Consider the following 19,405-nt stretch of genomic DNA (forward strand, 5'->3'; position numbering starts at 1 on the left):
TTCGGGCGCGGCAAGTTGCACCGCAGATGAACCGGGTAATTCCGGTCGCTATGAAACTTTACCAAGGAAGGGGAACACACACATGAAAAGAGCATGGGAGCGGAACGCGGTACTCGCGACGGTGATGATTGGCATTATGGCGGTACCTGGTTGGGCAGCATCGCCCAAGATGAAGATGACCACGGACATTCCGCCGGGCATTGCCATACCGGAAAGTGTGGAAACGCGCCTGGGAGAGCTGAAGTTCTTCGACGGGTTCCCCGACAAACCCACCGTTGAGAAGATCTACAACAACCTCGACTTCCAGCGGGCTGTGCAGGCATACCTCCTGGCGTTGGCACCGGTGAACATGACCGGACTGCGTGAGGGGCTTCTGAAAGTCGGGCCTGCGAACGTTACGATCCCTACGTTTGAAGACAACATGAATGCCCGTTCGATCTTTCTCACGGCGAACGCTACCACGCCCTACACGTGGGTATGGATCAACCTGCACGATGGCCCGCTGGTGGCCGAAGTGCCCCCGATGACCCTGGGCATGATTGATGACTTCTGGTTCAGATACGTCACCGACATCGGTATCGTTGGACCCGACAAGGGCAAGGGAGGCAAATACCTGCTGCTTCCTCCAGGCTATAAGGGCGAGGTGCCGGAGGGATACCTGGTCGTGCGAGTCCCCACGTTTGAGTCCATTCTGGTCTGGCGTAACATGCCGGTGAAAGGGGACATCAAGCCCGCAATTGAGAATCTCAAGAAGTTCACGCGGATTTATCCCTTGTCGCAGGCCGCCAATCCACCGGCCAATGTGTTCGTGAATGTATCGAACCGGGATTTCAGTACGGTGGCGGCGGCGGATTACAAGTTCTGGGAGCTTCTCAACTATGTGGTCCAGAACGAACCGGTTGAGTCGCTCGACCCGGTCACCTTGGGCTTTTTTGCCTCCATCGGCATCGAGAAGGGCAAGCCGTTCGCCCCGGATGCCCGCATGAAGAAGATCCTGACCGAGGCGGCAGCGGTGGGCGATGCCACTGCGCGCACGATCACCTATCAGAGCCGGATTCCGGCGGCCTTCTATTATCCGAACAGCACCTGGCGTCAGTGGCTGGGTGGGTACAGATTCCAGTCGCAACCCGGCGTGAGCTATCTGGATGCAGCCGCCTTCTTCTATTTCTATGCGACCGGCGTAACGCCTGCCATGGAAGAGAAGATGGTCGGCAAAGGCTCCCAGTATGCGGCGGGGATCGTGGACTCCCAGGGCGCTCCGCTGAACGGCGGCAATACCTACCGCCTGCACGTGCTGCCCAACGCCCCGGCGAAGGATTTCTGGTCGGCGATCGTCTATGACAATCAGACGCGCTCCATGCTCCAGACTGACCAGGACTATCCCCAAGTGAGCAGCTTGGACAAGGGGCTGGTGGTCAACGCGGATGGCTCGGTTGACGTTTACTTTGGTCCGAACGCGCCGGACGGCAAGGAGAACAACTGGATTCAGACGGTCCCGGGCAAGGGCTGGAACATGCTCTTCCGCCTTTACGGCCCGCTCGAGCCATGGTTTGACAAGACTTGGAAGCTCAGTGAGATCGAACTCATTCAATAAGCAGAGGAACGGCCGGTTAATCCGGCCATAGAACCAATGGTTACGCAATGAAAGGAATATAGATGATTCAAATCTGAAAAATAAGGAGATGAACATGAAAAAATGGAAAAACAACATGGATAAAAAAAAATAGAAATGAAAATGGCAAGCAAGGTTGTGTTGGTTGTGATCGTCTGTGTTTTGGCCATAAAGAGTGGTGTTTCGGCCGATGAGGCGTCGAGTGATCAGGCGGCTGAACTGGCCAAAAAGCTGGCGAATCCGATCGCCAGCCTGATCAGTGTGCCGGCACAGTACAACTACGATGAGTACGGCGGTTTGAACGATGGCGCTTCGGTCAGCCGGCTGAACATTCAGCCGGTTGTCCCGATCTCGCTGTCCAGTGAATGGAACATGATTACCCGAACCATTGTGCCCTTCATCGACCAGCAGGATTTCCCGGCTGAGGCAATGAACAAGACGGGACTTGGCGATATCGTCGCCAGCCAGTTCTTCTCGCCAAAAGCGCCGACCGCCGGGGGCTGGATCTGGGGCGTTGGCCCGGTCGAGTTGTTGCCTTCCGCGTCTGATGACATGCTTGGAGGTGAAAAGTGGGGGCTGGGTCCGACGGGGGTGGCGCTGAAACAGACAGGCGCGTGGACTGTCGGCATGCTGGCCAACCATATCTGGTCCGTGGCCGGTGACGACGACCGGGGCGACATCAATGCGACCTTCCTGCAGCCGTTTGTCAGCTACATCACGAAAACGAAGACGACCTTTGCGGTCCAAACGGAATCCACCTACGACTGGGAAACCGAGGCGTGGTCAGTTCCGCTCATCGCCCAGGTCTCGCAAATGTTCAAAATTGGCCCGCAAATCCTCCAGTTCTCCGTGGGCGCGAAGTACTGGGCCGAATCGCCGGATAACGGCCCCGAAGGTTGGGGGTTGAGGACGCAGTTGACGTTCTTGTTTCCCAACTAGCAGGAAGAGCCATTTTGTTGCAGCCAACAGGTTGCCTGAGCATTTCTTCAGGGGAAAAAAACTGCGGTAAGAGCATGCGCACGCAATCGACCGATACAGGTACAACTCGGGAAGTTCCCCTCCACGGGATCCACGTCGTGGCCAAACCCATTGGTCCGGTCTGCAACCTGAATTGCGATTATTGCTTTTATCTTGAGAAACTGGCGCTGTTCAATTCTGACAGGCAGTACCGCATGTCCGATGCGGTTCTGTCCGCATTCATCGCGAACTACATCAGCTCGCAACCCAGCCCTGTTGTTGATTTTGTCTGGCAGGGCGGGGAACCTACCCTGCTGGGCATTGATTTTTTCCGGCGGGTTGTCGAATTGCAGCGGTCATGTGCCGAAGGGAAAACCATCAACAACGCCCTGCAGACCAACGGCACGCTGCTGACCGACGACTGGTGCGCATTTTTGCGCGAACAGAACTTCATGGTCGGTCTCAGCCTCGACGGTCCGCAGGAGATCCATGACCGCTATCGCCGCGACCCCAGGGGAAAGGGCAGCTTTGATGCGGTTATGCGTGGCTTGAAACTGCTGCAAAAGCATGGTGTGGAGTACAACGTCATGGCCAGCGTCGCCCGCGAGACCGCGGCAAAGCCGCTGGAGATCTATAGATTTTTCAAAGATGCCGGGGTCGAATATATCCAGTTTGTCCCGGTGGTCGAGCGCCTGGCCGATGAGCAGTCAGCGCGGATCGGGCTCCGGCTGGCTGCGCCCGCCGCCCTGGACACGCTTGAAACGCATACCCAGGTCAGCGACTGGACGGTCTTGCCGGAAGCATACGGCGACTTCCTCATCGAGGTCTTCGAGAACTGGGTGCAGCATGATGTGGGCACAATCTTTGTCATGAATTTTGAATGGGCCCTCAATGCCTGGATTGGTGCTCCTGCAACGGTTTGCGTCCACGCCAAACAGTGCGGCCGTTCGCTGGTGATCGAGCATGACGGCAGCCTGTATGCCTGCGATCATTGCGTCTACCCTCAGTTCCGGCTCGGTAACATCCTGACCGATACCCTGCCGTTCATGGTGGAGAAATCGCTGCACACCCAGTTCGGCATCAGCAAGGAGTCGGCCCTGCCACGATGGTGTCGGGAATGTGAGGTCCTGGCTGCCTGCCAGGGAGGATGCCCCAAACATCGTTTCGCCAGAACCTATGACGATGAACCAGGACTGCAGTTTCTGTGTGCGGGCTACAAGAAACTTTTTCTCCATATCCGCAAATATTTACGCGTTATGGCGCAGTTGCTGGAAAACGACCTTCCCGTTTCGCTGGTGATGGAGGCGGTGAAGGGGCCACTGGTTCTATCCATCAATCCGAACACAACCGAACGACGGTAACGGCGGGGCTCCTGGCAGCGCAGACTGGCTTCAACGAAGACAGCGCCGAACAAGGGGCCTCATAATCTCAGCCAAAAAAGGAAGGAAACACATGAAACAAACAACGGAAGGAACCTTGAAAACAAGACTGTCGGGATTCATAGCGCTGTTGCTTACGGTTGTCTTTCTGGCGGCGCCCCGGATGTCGCAGGCGGCAACGGCCGGTGAAATCGACCGTGACGTGGACGGGGCCCTGCAGACCCTGTACCGGACCACCCCGGCGGCAAAAAATCTGGCAAGAGTGGCCAAAGGTATCCTGGTCTTTCCTTCCATCATCAAGGCGGGGCTCGTCGTTGGTGGGCAATACGGCGAGGGCGCGCTTCGTATCGGCGGCAAGACCTTCGGCTATTACAGGACGGTGGCGGCTTCCTACGGTCTGCAGGCGGGGGCGCAATCTTTCGGGTATGCCCTGTTCTTTATCGACAATGCGGGATTGAACCATCTCAAACAAAGCAGGGGATGGGAGATAGGCGTCGGCCCCAGCATTGTCATCGTGGATGAAGGGGTTGCCCGTTCACTGACGACCACCACGGCCCAATCCGGGATCTACGCTTTTATTTTCCAACAGAAGGGACTGATGGCCGGCATCGGCATCCAGGGCAGCAAGATTACTCGGATCACTCCGGAAAATTAAGAAACCAACCGGCAAAAAAAACTTTTGGAAAGGTGCACAATGAACAACATGCAATCAGTCTCGAAACTTTTGGTGATCCTGTTGACAGGGTTCGTACTCTGCGGCTGTGCCGCGATGGCCAAGGTTGAACACTCCGGTTTTCTACAAGATTTACCGCAATTCCAGCCAGGGCCGTCCGACGGAATGGACCAGATCTATATTACGCCCGGGGCGGATCTGAGGAAATATAACAGAGTGATGCTCGACGAAGTCCAATTTTTCCTGAAGCAAGATGCCGCCACCCAGGGGCTCCATGCCAGCGAACTGAATGAACTCGCCGATACCTTTCATCGCGCGATCTTCGAGGCCCTGGGTACCGCTTATCCCCTGGTCACCGAGCCGGGAACCGATGTCCTGCGGATTCGCGTGGCGATCACCGATATCGTGACGAGCAATCCGGCAGTGAGCGGGATAACCACGGTGCTGCCGGTAGGCCTGGCCGTCAGCGTCGGCAAAAAGGCGGTGGGTGGTTCCTATTCGGGGGTGGGGGGTGCAAGTATGGAGGTCGAGATCCGCGATTCGATGGCTAACGAACGCCTTGCTGCCGCCATCGATACCTTCAATGGTTCGAAGATGAGCGGCTTCAGCAAGCTCGGCGCCACCAAGGATGCTTTTGAGTTCTGGGCCAAAAGACTCCGGGTGACCTTGGATAAAGCGCATGGTGCAGGCAATTAGGCATCGCCGCTCAGCGGATGTTCGTTCGTCTCATTCCGGTCTGGCCTTGGAATGAAGGTAAACTCAAGATATGACAACTGGAACTCGGCTTCGGCTATTGCCGGGAATACGCACTTTTCTAATCGTACTGTTTTGCTGCCCGCGCAAGCACATGCATAAGCTCCGTTCGTTCATAGCCCTGATATGTGCTCTGCCCCTGGTGGGTTGGGGAGCCTTGTCCCTGTATTACTCCGCCTCTCTCCCCGGCACCCTGTCGACCGTGGCAGCGGCGGGTTTTGTCCTGATATCCCTTCTGTTTTTTTTGATAGCCCGTACCTGGAAAAGGGCAATGATCCTCTTTGCCGTACTTTTCGCCCTGGTGCTCGTGTTCTTTTTGCTGAAGAAACCCTCCAACAACCGGAACTGGCAACCCGATGTGGCCCTGCTGCCCTACGCCACTTTCGCAGGCGACAAGGTCACTCTGCACAACATTCGCAATTGTGACTACCGCACCGAAACCGATTTCACGGTTCAGCATTACGATAAAACCTTTGATCTCGATTCGCTGACCAGCATCGATCTCTATCTGGTGGATTGGGGGTTGGGGAGTGTGGTCCACACTATGCTCAGTTTCGGTTTCAATGACCGGGAGTACGTGGCCGTTTCCATCGAGGCCCGCAAGCAGTTGGGAGAGGGATATTCCACCACAAGGGGATTTTTCCGGCAGTACGAACTGACCTACGTGGTGGCGGACGAACGGGACGTGGTGCGGTTGCGGACCAATTATCGACAGGGAGAAACGGCGTATCTGTACCGGGTCCGAGGCGACAAGAAAGTATTTCAGGATGTCTTCCTCGACTACCTGGGTTCGATCAATCGGTTGAAAGATACGCCCGAATGGTACAACGCCCTGTTAACCAACTGTACCAGCCAGTTACGTGGCCATACCCGGCCCTATTTTCGTAAGGTCGCATGGGACTGGCGGCTGCTGGCCAACGGTTATGCGGATGAGCTTGCCTACGAAAAAGGGACGCTCGATACTTCGCTCCCTTTTGCCGAACTGAAACAACACAGCATCATCAATTCCAAGGCCAAAGAGGCCGATCAGGATTCCAACTTCTCTCGGCGTATTCGTGACGGACTGCCGGGGATAGATCCCACAGCCCTGAAACCTTGACCAACATCAACGTAGACCTGGATCCTGTCACCACATTGTTTGGAGATTCCTTTGTGGGAAAGAAAGCTCATCAATCACCCTGACGAGACGTAATGGAGAAAAAATTTCCTGGAGTTTTGCCGGCAAAAACAAACTTGCGATACATTGCCCCCTCGTCATTTCAGACATCGACAGGGCTTCACAGGAGTTGGGTATGAGAAATTTTTTTTCAATGCAGGCCGACTGTCGTACATGGTTGTTCAGCACCAGACGGTGGTCTGAGAAGAAGGGCTGTACCCGGTTGTACCGGCAGGGAGCCCTTCTCCTGCTTCTCATCGTCTCCCTCGGTGTTACCGGTTGCGCCACTTCGGTGGGTGTACAACGAAACCACCCCCGTGATACCCAGGCGCAGATCAATATAAGCGCCGTCAACGCCGACGATTACAGCCGGTTTTCCCGTGATGTCCTGATCCGTTTCAACCTGCTCCAGGCCTTTAACGACGATCCCCAGCAGGTTCTCACTTTTCTCCATCACGAGGCGGGAAAAGATTACCGTAGCGAACTGCTCTTTGCCCTGGCTGAACTCCATTATTATAGCGGGATGCGCTGCCGGCGGGACGGGATCAGCCGGTCGCACAGGCACTTCTTTGCCTCGGCAATCTATGCCTATTTTTATCTGTTGGGCAAAGAATGGCTGGACTCTCCCAACCCCTTTGAACGACGATTCCGGATCGCCTGCGATCTGTATAACGGCGCCCTGGCTGAAGCCCTGGCCGATGCCGACGGCAATCTCCAGATTGTCCCCACCCAGGTGGAACTGCCGGTCGGTCGTTTCAGCTTTTCCGTCGATGCCAGGAATTTCCATCATGAGATTGAACTGTATGAAAAATTCATTTCGACCGACCGGTTCGGCATCAGGGGTCTGAGCAGGAGAAACCGGGAGGCAGGGATGGGGGCGCCTTTTATTGCGGTTGAGAAGAAACCGGAAGGCGCTCCGATGTTTCGAACCAGTCCGGGAACTCTTTTTCTGCGCTTTGATTGCCGGTTGCAGGAGATCACGGCAGGGACCTGTGTTGGCTCCCTGGAAGTGTACTCCGCCTATGATCAGACGGAAATCGAGGTCGGCGATAAGAAAATCCCTCTGGAAAGCGATGTTACGGCGCAAATGGCATATACGATCGATCAACCGTATGTCCAGAGGGCGGGCATAAATGAATTTCTCCACGGAACGAGCTATGTCAAAGCCGGCCTCCTCTTAATGCAGCCGTATCAACCGAGCAAGATCCCGATAGTCTTTGTTCACGGTACGTTCAGCAGTCCCATTGCCTGGGCGGAAATGGTCAACACGCTCCGCGCCGATCCCGTTATCAACCAGAAATACCAGCTATGGAATTTTTTCTACGACAGCGGCAAGCGGATCGGCATCTCTGCGCAAGAGCTGAGAGAAGCTCTCAGCACACAGGTGCAGAAGGTGGACCCGGAGGGGACGAATGCCGCTTTGCACCAAATGGTCATCATCGGTCACAGCCAGGGAGGGTTGCTGACCAAACTGACCGCCACCGATGTCGGCGATGCCTTTGTGCGGATGGCGACGGGAAAAGCGCTGGCGGAACTCCAGGTGACGGAAGAGGATCGGGATCGCATTGAAAAAGAAGCCGTATTTACTGCCTTGCCCTTTGTGCAACGCGTCATCTTTATTTCGACCCCCCACCGGGGCAGTTTTCTCTCCAAGAACTGGGTTCGGACCCTTGTTTTGAAAATGGTGTCCTTCCCCAGAGGGGTGATCCAGTCAACGGCCAACCTGATGAAATCCGTTGTCAACCTGGGAATCTCCCAGGCCCAGGCGCAACAGTTCATTGCCACGACGAGTCTGGATGTCATGTCGCCCGACAACCCGACGATCAAGACCTTGGCAGAGATTCCCCTCGGCCCGGGAGTCAAGGGCCATTCCATCATCGCCATCGACGGCGATGAAAAACCCCCTGAAGGCGATGACGGCGTGGTCAAATATACCAGCGCCCATGTGGAGTATGTTGAATCCGAGTTCCTGGTCCGGCACAACCATTCCTGCCAGGGGCATCCCCTGGTCATCGAGGAAGTGCGCCGCATTCTTCTGGCGCATCTGCAGGAGAGTCAGAGTTCACCTGCCGGTACAGGTGCATTGATACCATGATGGATGGAGGGGATCGCTCAGGGAGTTTTGTGAAAATTTCAGATGTTCTAAAAACATGAATTCGAATGGGGAGAAATGTGATGAAGCAAAAAATTTACTGGATTTTCAGTGTTACGACGGCTATGGCAATCTGCATCCTCGTGATGGGGTTCGACATTGCCTTGGCGCAACAATCTATTTCATCTTCTCTTGGAGTGATTCCATACCCTTCAAAAGGCCAATCCCCAAACCAGCAGAACCAGGATGAGGGGGAATGTTACGCCTGGGCAAAACAGCAGACCGGCATTGATCCTGTCGCCGTTGCAGGTGCGCCCCCGCCCCCGTCAGGACCGGCAGTCGGTGGAGGTGAGCGTGTCAGAGGGGCGGCCAGGGGCGCAGTTGGCGGAGCGGCGATTGGTGCCATTGCCGGAGATACCGGTGCAGGGGCCGGTATAGGTGCTGTGGCCGGTACAATGGCCGGCGGTCGTCAGGCGCGGCAGAATAGACAATCTCAAGCAAAGCAGGCACAGGATGCTAAAGCAGGGATGGTCCGGCAATTCAACAGGGCTTTCGGCGCCTGCATGGAAGGGAAAGGCTATGTGGTTAAATAGACGATGAAAATGAAAAAGTCTTGTGAGGGTCATGGGCTTTTTTTTAGGTGGTACTCTTTGTTGAAACTGCAGCAGGACCGGAGGTCAAGAAACGGTACTTTGCCGAACTCGATGGTGACAGAGAAGCAGTGAATGAGGTATTGCGTTACATGGAAAACGACAAGGTTACCCTGCTCACTGCGGCGAAGGCGGTGGAATACAACCATGCTGTAGCTTTATTGGAATATATCCGGATGGTCTGGCCGTAAAGTACGCGCCGGTATCAATGGGTGTGAGCCGAAGTACACCGCGCGGCAGCGTAACGTCAGCCCGTGACCAATTGAAATCCTGAGGAGTTTCCATGGAGAACAGTATCGCCAGGCGCATCAGAGACAGCTTTGCCCGTCAAAGCGTGATGACGACTATCGGGGCAACCCTGACGGCAGTCGAAAACGGTGCGGTAACCGTCGAGCTGCCGTTTCGTTCCGATCTCACCCAGCAGCATGGCTTCCTGCATGCCGGGGTCGTGACCATGATTGTCGATTCAGCCTGCGGCTACGCGGCCCTGACCATGATGCCCGCCTCTGCCGCAGTGTTGACTGCCGAATATAAAGTCAATTTCCTGTCGCCGGCCGAGGGCGAAAAACTGATTGCCCGCGGCCGGGTGCTCAAGCCGGGCCGCACCTTGACGGTCTGCTTCGGCGAAGTGCATGCGGTCAGGGATGGGCAGGAGAAACTGGTGGCGACGATGATGGCCACCATGGTCGCACGACAAGATACGGGCTTGACGGACTAGTCAACCACCCGGTGGCAAAAACGGCCCGACCTCGGCAGGCACACTTCCTGGACGGATTCGCGGCCTGCCAACGCTATCCGGCAGCTATTCATGCATGTGCTTCAATACCCTCTTGCGCAGGTGGGTGGCAATCTCCGGGTCGCGATAGCTGATGACCGTGGCCGGGCAGCGGTGAAAAACCCGTTCGGCCACCGAACCGGTGAACAGGGTGCTGATGTCCCGGTTCTTCACCCCCATCACGACCGCATCGATGTTTTCCTTCACCACCAGCTGCAGTAATTTCTCGGCCGGATTGCCGACCTCGAAATGGAAGGTCACCTCGTCACCGTTCAGCCCGACCTTTTCCAGCAGGCGGGCCATCTCCTCCCGTCGTTCCTGGATCAGGGTCTGGAGATAGTGCTCGGTGTCGACCTTGTAGCCGAAGGCGGTGATCTTCTGCACCGCCTCGAGATCGCGCTCGTTGATGACGTTGATGAGCTGCAGCTCGGCGCCGCAGGCCCCGGCTATTTCGGCGGCGAACCGCAGCATTCCTTCAGTAAATTTCGAGAAGGCGATAGGTACTAGAATTTTTTTTATCATATCCTTACCTTGATCAGCCGATCACATCGTTTCAGTTGAATGCTTGCGTAGGCTGGTTGACCTGTGGCCCGGCACTCCGCCTGGCCCGCCGTTTCTGTGACCACAACACCAGGACGAGCAGAACCAGTGCCGGGATGAACATCCACTGCTTGGGCGGCCGATCGGCAAGCACCTGGAGATCGAGAATTTCCTGGTCCCAGTCGATGCGAGCTTTTTCCGCCGGGCTGTTGAAGACGACGTTGTCGATGAAGACCCGGCCGTCCTCGTTGCGGGTGTTGAAGCCCATCGCCAGCAGCCGTTCTTGAGCCGGGGCCTTTTTCCCGGCCGCCAGCGACACCACCATGGTGAATTCGTCGCCGTTCATCTTCTCGCCCTTCAGGGTCAGGCGCAGCTGTTTCCCCGATGGCAGGTCGCTGACGAACTGTTCCAGCTCCGTCGCCGACCGGGTCTCCAGTTCCGGAAAGATCCGGTCCCAGAAGAAGCCGGGGCGGAACATGATGAAGGCGACCAGCAGCAGCAGCGCCGTTTCCCACAGCTTGTTGCGGGTCAGCATGTAGTTCTGGGTCGCCGAGGCGAAGGCCAGCATGGCGATGAGGGCACCGGCCACGACGACGATGAAATGGAGGGTGGAGCCGATGCCGATCATCAGCAGTTCGGTGTTGAAGATGAAGACGAAGGGCAGGATGGCGGTGCGGATATCGTACATGAAACCCTGGATACCGGTGCGGATCGGATCGCCGCCGGAAATGCCGGCGGCGGCGAAGGCGGCCAGGCCGACCGGCGGGGTGTCGTCGGCGAGGACGCCGAAATAGAAGACGAACAGGTGGACGGCGACCAGGGGGATGAGCAACCCGTTCTGGGCCCCGAGGCTGATGATGACCGGCGCCATCAGGGTCGAGACGACGATATAGTTGGCGGTGGTCGGCAGGCCCATTCCGAGGATGATGCTGAACAGGGCGGTGAAGATCAGGGTCAGGGCCATGTTGCCCAGCGAGATGAACTCGACGAACTCCGTCATGACCAGGGCGATGCCGGTCAGGGTGACGGTGCCGACGACGATGCCGGCGGCGGCGGTGGCGACGCCGATCCCGATCATGTTACGGCCGCCGGCGACCAGTCCGGCGATGAGGTCGTCGATGCCGCGGCGGAAGCTGAACTCTTCTCCATGGATCCTGCGGAAAAAACCCTTGATCGGCCGCTGGGAGACAACGATCACCAGCAGCAGCACGGTCGCCCAGAACACCGACAGCGAGGGTGAGAGCTGCTCGACCGTCAGGCACCACATCAACACCACGACCGGCAGCAGGAAATAGAGGCCGGCCTGAACGGTCTGGCCGAGGTCGGGCAGTTCATCCATGTCGGTGGTGAATTCGAGTTCGGGCACGCGACAGGCGACGTAGAGAAGGATGAGATACACCGCGAGGGCGAGGACGGCGACGATATAGATCGCCGCTTCCCCGGCTAAGGTCTTGATCCATCCCAGGCCGTAGTAGGTGGCGGCGCCGATCAGTATCACCCCGAGCAGGACCGACACCATGCCGAGCAACGACTGGGCCAGGGTCTTTTTGTGCCTTTTCGGCAGTCCCCGCAGGCCCATCTTGCAGGCCTCGAGATGAATGATATAGACCAGGGCGATGTAGGCGATGATCGCCGGCAGGAAGGCGTGCTTTATGACCTCGAGATAGGAGATGCCGACGTATTCGACCATCAGGAAGGCGGCGGCGCCCATGACCGGCGGGGTGATCTGGCCGTTGACCGAGGAGGCGCATTCGATGCCGCCGGCCTTTTCCGGGGTGAACCCGACCTTCTTCATCAGCGGGATGGTGAAGGTTCCGGTGGTGACGACGTTGGCGATCGACGAGCCGGAGATCATCCCGGTCATCGCCGAGGAAACGACGGCGGCCTTGGCCGGGCCGCCACGCATGTGACCGAGACCGGCGAAGGCGACCTTGATGAAGTAATTGCCGGCGCCGGCCTTCTCCAGCAGCGAGCCGAAAAGGACGAACATGAAGACCATCCCGGTCGAGACCCCGAGGGCGACACCGAAGACGCCTTCGGTCGACAGCCAGTAGTGGGACATGCCCTTGACCAGGCTCGCCCCCTTGTGGGCGATGATATCGGGCATGTAGGGGCCGGCGAAGGCGTAGATGATGAACAGGGTGCCGATGACCATCAGCGGCGGGCCGAGGGCGCGGCGGGTGGCCTCGAGAAGCAGGATCAGACCGACGGCGGATACCACCAGATCAAAGGTGATCGGAGCTCCCGGCCGGGTCGAGAGCCCGGTGTAGTTGAGGTAGATGTAGGCGGCTGCAAAGGCGGCGACAAGGGCCAGAATCCAGTCCTGGATCGGGATGAACTTCCTCGGTGATGACTTGAAGGTCGGGAAGGCGGTGTAGGCCAGAAACATGGCGAACGCCAGGTGGATGGACCGGGCCTGGGTATCGTTGATGACAAAGAAATCGAGGAGAAACGGCAGCGGGGATGAATACCAGAGCTGGAACAGGCTCCACAGCAGGGGAACGAAAAACAGCACTCCTTTGGAAATTCGGCCGTGCGGGGCGCGGCCGCCGCTGTCGATCTCGGCCACCATCTGTTCGAGTTTTTCTGCAGTCAGGAGATTTTTTGTCTCGGTCGCCATAGTCATTCCCTGTCTGTGGATGAATTTGTGTTGTATCTGCGTCACACCCCTCTGCGTCGATTCAAAAAAGGCATGCAAGCGGTGAAGCGGGCGATGGAAGCGTTCCGGGCCGCCAGGGCGGGGTGAGTGTCGGTATACGCCGATGCCCCCCCGCCCGGTTCGGTCGGGCCTACATCAAGCCTGCTTCCTTGAAATACTTCACCGCGCCATCATGCAGCGGCGCGGACAGGGCGTCCTTGACCATGTGCTTCTTGTCGAGAATGGCAAAGGCCGGATGGAGCTGTTTGAACTCGTCGAAGTTCTCGAAAACGGCTTTGACCACCTGATAGACCGTCTCGGCCGGGACCTGGGCGGATGAGACGATCGTCGCGCTGACGCCGAAGGTCTTGGTGTCGGCGGCGTTGCCACGGTACATGCCGGCGGGGATGACGGCCTCGCTGAAGTAAGGATTGGCGGCGAGCAGTTCGGCGATGGCCGGGCCGGTGACGTTGACCAGCACCGCCTCGCAGGCGGTATGGGCTTCCTGGATCGAACCGTTGGGATGACCGACGGTGTAGGCGAAGGCATCGATCTTGTTGTCGCAGAGGGCGCCGGCCATCTCGGCGGCCTTCAGTTCAGAGGCCAGCTTGAAGTCTCCAATCTTCCAGCCCAGTTTGCCCATGACTGCCTCCATGGTGCTGCGCTGACCGGAGCCGGGATCGCCGATATTGACCCGTTTGCCTTTCAGGTCTTCGAAATTCTTGATCCCGGCTTCGGCACGGGCGACGACGGTGAACGGTTCCGGATGCAGGGCGAAGACGGCGCGAAGGTCTTTGTTCGGCCCGCTTTCGGCGAATTTATTGACACCTTTGACCGCATCGTACTGGACATCGGACTGGACGACGCCGAAGTCGAGCTCGCCGGCAACGACGGCGTTGACGTTGTACACCGATCCGCCGGTACTCTCGACGGTGGCACGCAGGCCGTGATCTTTCTTTCCTTTGTTGACGAGACGGGCAATGGCGCCGCCGGCCGGGTAGTACACCCCGGTAACGCCGCCGGTGCCGATGGTGATGAACTTCTGATCGGCAGCGCCGGCCGGGGTGACAGCGGCCCCGAAATGCATGACGAAACCGAAGGCGACTGCGGCTAACAGCGAGGTAGTTCTTTTCATCGTTTTCCTCCTTGGAATTGAGTGGTCTTCCCATATACCGGAGCCCCGGTGAGGGACAGGTTCACCGTACACTGCCGTGCATCATGCCGGAAGCAGGCCTGGAACATCAATGCAATCAGCATCGTACGTCATCAGTCAGATACCAGCAAACACTAATACTTCCCCATTCGTCAAGATTTTTCCTCCGTCCGTTTATAGGGGTGTATTATTAAAATAATTTGATATCAACTAATTATAGAATCATCAGAACGGTCGGAAGAAATCTGGGTCAGGTGCCTGGCGATGATAAGCGCCACCGGAATGGTATGTCAACCGGACCCGAATCCTCGTTCCCGAATGCTCAGGATACTGCAGGCGGCCAGCCGGACCCGGTCCGGCAGGCTTTGCCGGAGCATATACTCCCGGTCGCTGTGGTCGCCATCGCCGATCGGGCCCATCCCGTCGACGACCGGGATGTCCAGTTGGGCGATGGTGTTGGCGTCGGACACCCCGCTGCGCAATTCTTCGACGCAGGGGAGGTGGAGTTTGTCCGCCTCGGCGCGGATGAGCTGATAGAGCCCGGAATTGCGGCTGTTCTGCTCCATCGGCGGCCGGCCGCCGACGTACTGCAACGCTGCGGTGGTGCCGGCAACCGTGGAGTGGGAGGCGATCCCGGCCATGCGTGCCGCCGTTGCCTCGGCATCGGCTCGGGTCAGGAAGCGGGTGTCGATCTCGGCGACGGCATGGTCGCTGACGGTGTTGGGGCCGATACCCCCATCGATTACGCCGACATTGACGACAATGCCGCGGCCGGGATCGTTGAGCCCTTCCAGGGCGATGACCTTGTGGGCCAGTTCGAGGATGGCGCTGGCCTTGTCGGCGCCGGCGGAGGCGGCATGGCCGGCGCGCCCGGTCACGATCAGGCGGTAACCCGACCGGCCCTTGCGCCCGGTGACGACCTCGCCGCCCAGGCCGCCGCATTCGAAGCCGAGGGCCGCCAGGCTCCGCCCTGCCTCGGCCTGGAAGATGGTGGTGGAGGAGGGGGAGCCGATCTCCTCGTCGGAGTTGCACAGCAAGGTCAGTGGTATGTCCGCCAGCAGTTCGCATTCGGCCAGGGCCTTGATCGTGTAGACGGCGGCGACCAGCCCGCCCTTCATGTCGATCACCCCGGGGCCGGATACCGTGCCGTCCTGATCTTTGTACCAGTTGAAGGGACTGTCGAGCGGGAACACGGTGTCCATATGGCCGAACAGCAGAAGCGCCGGCCGGCCGTCGCGGCAGGCGGGGGTGCGAAACAGCAGGTGATCGCCGAATTCGGATTGCCGCACCGTCTCCAGTTCCATCCCGGAGGTCTCCAGGCTGGCGGCGAGCCGGGCCCCGACCGCGTCCACCCCCTGCTTGAACCGGGAAAAACTGGGCTGGAGGACCAGATCCTGCAGCAGGCGGAACATCCCGCCCTCCTCCCGGCGGCAGAACTGGTCGATCCGCTCCCGCATGACCTGCCTATCTGTTGAAGGCGAACAGTTCGTTGGCATAGATCTCGGGGTCGGCGTCGGGATAGCTGACCTCCTCGCCGCTCCACGGTTTCTTGAGAATAACGTCGTTGCCCTCCCGGCTCACCACGTTGGAGCGGTGCAGCGGGATCTTGCCGCCGGCGGTGGCGATATAGCGGGGAATGGCGTCGCCGGAGATGTTGCCGTACATCGACTCGACGATGTCCCGTCCGACCTCGAGGGGGACGCGGAAGTGGGCGAACTGCGGGTTGCGGTAGCTGCAGTTGAACAGGTAGTAGGGCCGGACATAGGATTCGTGCACGGTCTCGCACAGTTTCCACATCTTGACCCGGGTGTCGTTGATCCCCTTCAGCAGTACGGCCTGGTTGAGCACGGCGAAGGTCCGTTTCGAAATCCGGCGGAAGACCTCGCGCGACACCGGGGTGATTTCCTGGGCGGTGTTGATCTGGGTCACGACCCGGATCGGCTTGCGGTCGTTGCTGGCCTCGAGGATGTCGAGCAGTTCGTCGTCGACCCGCATCGGTGCGGTGACCGGTATCCGGGTGCCGAGCCGCTTCAGCCGGACATGGTCGATGCCGTCCAGTTCCGCCAGCAGCCATTCGATCATCGAATTGGGCAGGACAAAGGCGTCGCCGCCGGTGATCAGCACGTCGCGGATCCGGTCGTTGGCGCGGATATAGTCGAGCGCCTCGGTGTAGGCCTCCTTCGCATACACCTGGTCCTTGCGGCCGATGTGGGCCAGACGCAGGCAGTGGGTGCAGAACATGGCGCACATGTTGGTGGCCTTGATCGTCAGCACCCGCGGATAGAACTGGTCGACCAGGCGGGCCGGGGAGTGGTCGGCAGCCACCGGCGGGATCTCGATGCCGGCGTTCTCCACCATCTCGCCGGTCGGCACCGACTGCAGCATGATCGGGTCGTTGATCGCTCCCGGCATGATCAGGCTGGTGTAATAAGGGGTCAGCCGCATCCGGTAGGATTGGGTCACCTTCGCGATCGATTCGAGTTGGGCCGGCGGCAGGTCGATGAGCCTGGCCAGGACCGCGACCGAATCGATCGCGTGGCGGATCTGGCCGGGGAAAGAGTTCCAGGCGGCTTCGTCCATGCCCAGTTCCGCCATGATCCGCGCCTTGTTCTCGAGAATCCGGTCCCAGGCCTCGATGCCGCTCGGGGCGATGCTGTCCTTGGCTGCCAGATATGCATCGACCCGGCGATTGGCGCTGGCGGCAATCGGTCGGGCCCGGGTCAGGCGACCGCCGACCGAGACCATGTGCTCGTCGATCCGCTGGTGCTTGACGGCCAGTTTTTCCAGGTCAGAAAGGTTGAGGCCGAAGTCTCCGGGAGTCCCTTTGCCGGCCCGGTGCAATTCGAGAAGGCGGGCGAAGAGAGTGATGATCGGGGTGGTCAGTTGTGTGGTGTTTGCCTTGTCAGCCAGCGTATTGATTTCCTCCCGTTCCTGCGTGGAAGGTGCGGCAGCCCCGGTTGCAGGCTGGGCGAGCGTGTTCAGAAGATCCATGGTGAAGCTGTCGAGCGTTTCGCCATTTACCGTTTTCTGGTTATTGTTGCAGTGCATTGTCGGATTCCACCTCTGTAATGGTTTGCTGGATAAAACCGACTCCCTGGCATATTCCCTCGGCGACATCGTCGCGATTGCGCGCCACCGAGACTACCCGGGCAAGAAAGGTGCCTGGTGAGACCAGGAAGTTGGTGCCGAGGTGCTCGAGAATCACGAAATCCTTGATCAGTTCTTTTTTCGCGATCTTCCTGAAGGTCTCTCTCTCGTATGGATTTTGGGGGATATACCCTGTTGTCAGTTTCTGTTTGGTGATCTTGTAGTTATGGGTTGCCCAGTGGATGCTGCGGTGGTTGCCGTTCATCTCCACGGTCTGCGGCGGGAAGCGATTCTCCGTCACGGCGTAATATTCGAGCTCCGGCAGCATCGGCGACCCCTCCGGCAGGGTCTGCTCGAGGGTGAAGCAGAATTCCAGGGTCGTTCCCTGTTTGCGGGCATTGATTTCGAGAAAGAAGATCTTCCCGTCCCTGTCGATCAGATAGTCGCAACCGAAGATACCCCGATAGCCGGCCTTGCCCAGTACTCTGCCGACCTTGACCGTATATTTACGCAACAGGCGCATCTGTTCGTCGCTGGCCAGTGAGGGGAACGACGAGCCGATGAAACGGTTGCCGTCGACAATGTTCTGGTCGGCGATGCCGGCGATATAGACGTCGTTCTCATTGGCCACGACGGCCAGGACGGTCGGGTCGAGATCGTGGGGTATATAGCGGGTGACCAGGTACTCGCTCTCCTCGTCCTGGAAGCGGTCGGCAACCTCCTGCTGGCTGTGGGTGATCGACGAGTTGGCCCCCCCGGCCGAGTAGGCGGCGGAGACGAAAACCCCCTCCGGCCATTGCGCAAAAAGCGGTTGGGTGGTCGCCAGCAACTGCTCCCGGCTTGTGCAACGAAACCCTTCTATCATCGGGACGACATCCTGCAGGATTTCATGCTGGAAGACCTTGTTGTTGTATTTCTTGGCGATATGTTTGTCCGGCCCAAGTATCGATACCCTGCTGATCGTGTCCAGGGTCATCTCGACCACGCTTTCGTAGAGGTTTACGTAAAGCTGGTTCTGGTTCTCGAGGATGTGGTTGATCAGCGCCCGCACCGTCGGGCTGCTGGACACGGCATTCATGAAGATGGACGACTTCAGCCGACAGCTCATCCGCGGCGGGGTTTTCATGCCGCTGAAATGGTGGTTGGTGATCATGTCCTCATGGGCGATCGGGTTGATCACCATGACATTGGCATAATTGTACTGGATGCAGACATCGGGCACGATGGCGATGAACTGCACATCGCGGCGTCCGAGTCGCCGTTCGAGCGTCTCTTTGACGAAATTGTTCAGCGGATAGTTTTTCAGGTCGCCGACATAAAGAAAATAATAAAAGTTGGGGTTGTAGGTAAAATTCGAAAAAAGTACGTCATCACCTTGGATTTCCATTTTTTTCACTTAATTGGATTTGGGGATAGGTCTCGTTGGTCGCCGCGGTACTGCAGCGGATTCTGGAATCCACAGAGTTGGCTCGATGCAGGTGAAGGCTGGCGGAGGCGTGTTCTAGTCGCGGGCTGCAATCGCGTAAACAGTTCCGTCACGATACGGGACGAGTTGATGGCCCCGTCTGCCTGGGCCGAGAAGGAACACTCTCTTTCGCGCGGATCCTGTCGACCACAGTGATCGCTGACCATCACGCCTGAAGATAACCGCCACCACGCGTCGTTCGGTACGATGCATCTCGCTGAAACGGGCCCGGGGATTTCGCGGGACTCCGGCATGGTTTTCCGCCTTCTTCCGGGACTGGTAGCGGGCTGTTCTCCGGCTGCTGCCAATTTCAAACGTCCCATCGTGTACCCTTCTCCGGAACGGACAGATTCTGATCCGGCTTGTGCTACCGGGCTTGGTGGACAGCACAACAGCATATAACTCAAATCTGATGTCGACAACAATTTTTTCCTGTCAAAGTAAGGGTTGGAGACGGGTGCCGTTCTTTACTTAT

Annotated in this window: 16 protein-coding genes; 10 read left to right on the forward strand and 6 right to left on the reverse strand. The window is 58.1% G+C overall.

From position 1 onward, the window contains the following. Positions 1–82: 82 nt before the first annotated feature. The 10 genes from HNQ81_RS09315 to HNQ81_RS09360 all read left to right on the forward strand — a co-directional run bounded on the left by HNQ81_RS09315 (position 83) and on the right by HNQ81_RS09360 (position 9,990). A complete protein-coding gene (locus HNQ81_RS09315) occupies positions 83–1,594 on the forward strand; it encodes a DUF1254 domain-containing protein (RefSeq protein ID WP_183350657.1) in 1,512 nt (503 codons plus the stop codon). A gap of 141 nt (positions 1,595–1,735) precedes the next feature. Beyond that, on the forward strand, positions 1,736–2,551 hold the full coding sequence (locus HNQ81_RS09320) for a transporter (RefSeq protein WP_183350659.1): 816 nt from the start codon (positions 1,736–1,738) through the stop codon (positions 2,549–2,551). Positions 2,552–2,625: 74 nt separating this feature from the next. Continuing rightward, complete coding sequence (locus tag HNQ81_RS09325) at positions 2,626–3,930, forward strand: anaerobic sulfatase maturase (protein ID WP_183350661.1); 1,305 nt, start codon at positions 2,626–2,628, stop codon at positions 3,928–3,930. Between the two features lie 91 nt (positions 3,931–4,021). Next, positions 4,022–4,603, forward strand: a complete 582-nt coding sequence (locus HNQ81_RS09330; RefSeq protein ID WP_205240287.1) for a lipid-binding SYLF domain-containing protein — start codon at positions 4,022–4,024, stop codon at positions 4,601–4,603. Between the two features lie 39 nt (positions 4,604–4,642). Next, complete coding sequence (locus tag HNQ81_RS09335; RefSeq protein ID WP_240191764.1) at positions 4,643–5,317, forward strand: DUF3313 domain-containing protein; 675 nt, start codon at positions 4,643–4,645, stop codon at positions 5,315–5,317. 328 nt (positions 5,318–5,645) lie between these two features. After that, positions 5,646–6,473, forward strand: a complete 828-nt coding sequence (locus HNQ81_RS09340; protein WP_183350663.1) for an Lnb N-terminal periplasmic domain-containing protein — start codon at positions 5,646–5,648, stop codon at positions 6,471–6,473. Positions 6,474–6,666: 193 nt separating this feature from the next. Further along, positions 6,667–8,625, forward strand: a complete 1,959-nt coding sequence (locus tag HNQ81_RS09345; RefSeq protein WP_183350665.1) for an esterase/lipase family protein — start codon at positions 6,667–6,669, stop codon at positions 8,623–8,625. Positions 8,626–8,768: 143 nt separating this feature from the next. Continuing rightward, complete coding sequence (locus HNQ81_RS09350) at positions 8,769–9,215, forward strand: glycine zipper domain-containing protein (RefSeq protein ID WP_353740487.1); 447 nt, start codon at positions 8,769–8,771, stop codon at positions 9,213–9,215. 47 nt (positions 9,216–9,262) lie between these two features. Further along, a complete protein-coding gene (locus tag HNQ81_RS17575; RefSeq protein WP_183350667.1) occupies positions 9,263–9,463 on the forward strand; it encodes a DUF488 family protein, N3 subclade in 201 nt (66 codons plus the stop codon). Between the two features lie 92 nt (positions 9,464–9,555). Then, entirely contained in the window at positions 9,556–9,990 is a 435-nt protein-coding gene (locus HNQ81_RS09360; protein WP_183350669.1) for a PaaI family thioesterase, read from the forward strand. 84 nt (positions 9,991–10,074) lie between these two features. Here HNQ81_RS09360 and HNQ81_RS09365 read toward each other — a convergent pair whose 3' ends face one another. The 6 genes from HNQ81_RS09365 to HNQ81_RS09390 form a co-directional block, all read right to left on the reverse strand. Further along, positions 10,075–10,569: a universal stress protein gene (locus HNQ81_RS09365; protein WP_183350671.1), complete on the reverse strand. Its 495-nt coding sequence runs from the start codon at positions 10,567–10,569 to the stop codon at positions 10,075–10,077. Positions 10,570–10,600: 31 nt separating this feature from the next. Beyond that, positions 10,601–13,207, reverse strand: a complete 2,607-nt coding sequence (locus HNQ81_RS09370; protein ID WP_205240285.1) for a TRAP transporter permease — start codon at positions 13,205–13,207, stop codon at positions 10,601–10,603. A gap of 169 nt (positions 13,208–13,376) precedes the next feature. After that, on the reverse strand, positions 13,377–14,360 hold the full coding sequence (locus tag HNQ81_RS09375; RefSeq protein ID WP_183350673.1) for a TAXI family TRAP transporter solute-binding subunit: 984 nt from the start codon (positions 14,358–14,360) through the stop codon (positions 13,377–13,379). 308 nt (positions 14,361–14,668) lie between these two features. Next, positions 14,669–15,874, reverse strand: coding sequence for a M20 family metallopeptidase (locus HNQ81_RS09380; RefSeq protein WP_183350675.1), 1,206 nt, complete (start codon positions 15,872–15,874; stop codon positions 14,669–14,671). Beyond that, positions 15,843–17,426, reverse strand: a complete 1,584-nt coding sequence (locus HNQ81_RS09385) for a KamA family radical SAM protein (protein ID WP_205240283.1) — start codon at positions 17,424–17,426, stop codon at positions 15,843–15,845. The genes HNQ81_RS09380 and HNQ81_RS09385 overlap by 32 nt, the downstream gene beginning before the upstream one ends. Further along, positions 17,410–18,852 (reverse strand): ATP-grasp domain-containing protein, encoded by a 1,443-nt coding sequence (locus tag HNQ81_RS09390; protein ID WP_183350677.1) that lies wholly within the window; start codon positions 18,850–18,852, stop codon positions 17,410–17,412. The genes HNQ81_RS09385 and HNQ81_RS09390 overlap by 17 nt, the downstream gene beginning before the upstream one ends. Between the last annotated feature and the right edge of the window lie 553 nt (positions 18,853–19,405).

Origin of the sequence: Desulfoprunum benzoelyticum, from assembly GCF_014201505.1 — a bacterium.
Lineage (GTDB): Bacteria > Desulfobacterota > Desulfobulbia > Desulfobulbales > Desulfocapsaceae > Desulfoprunum > Desulfoprunum benzoelyticum.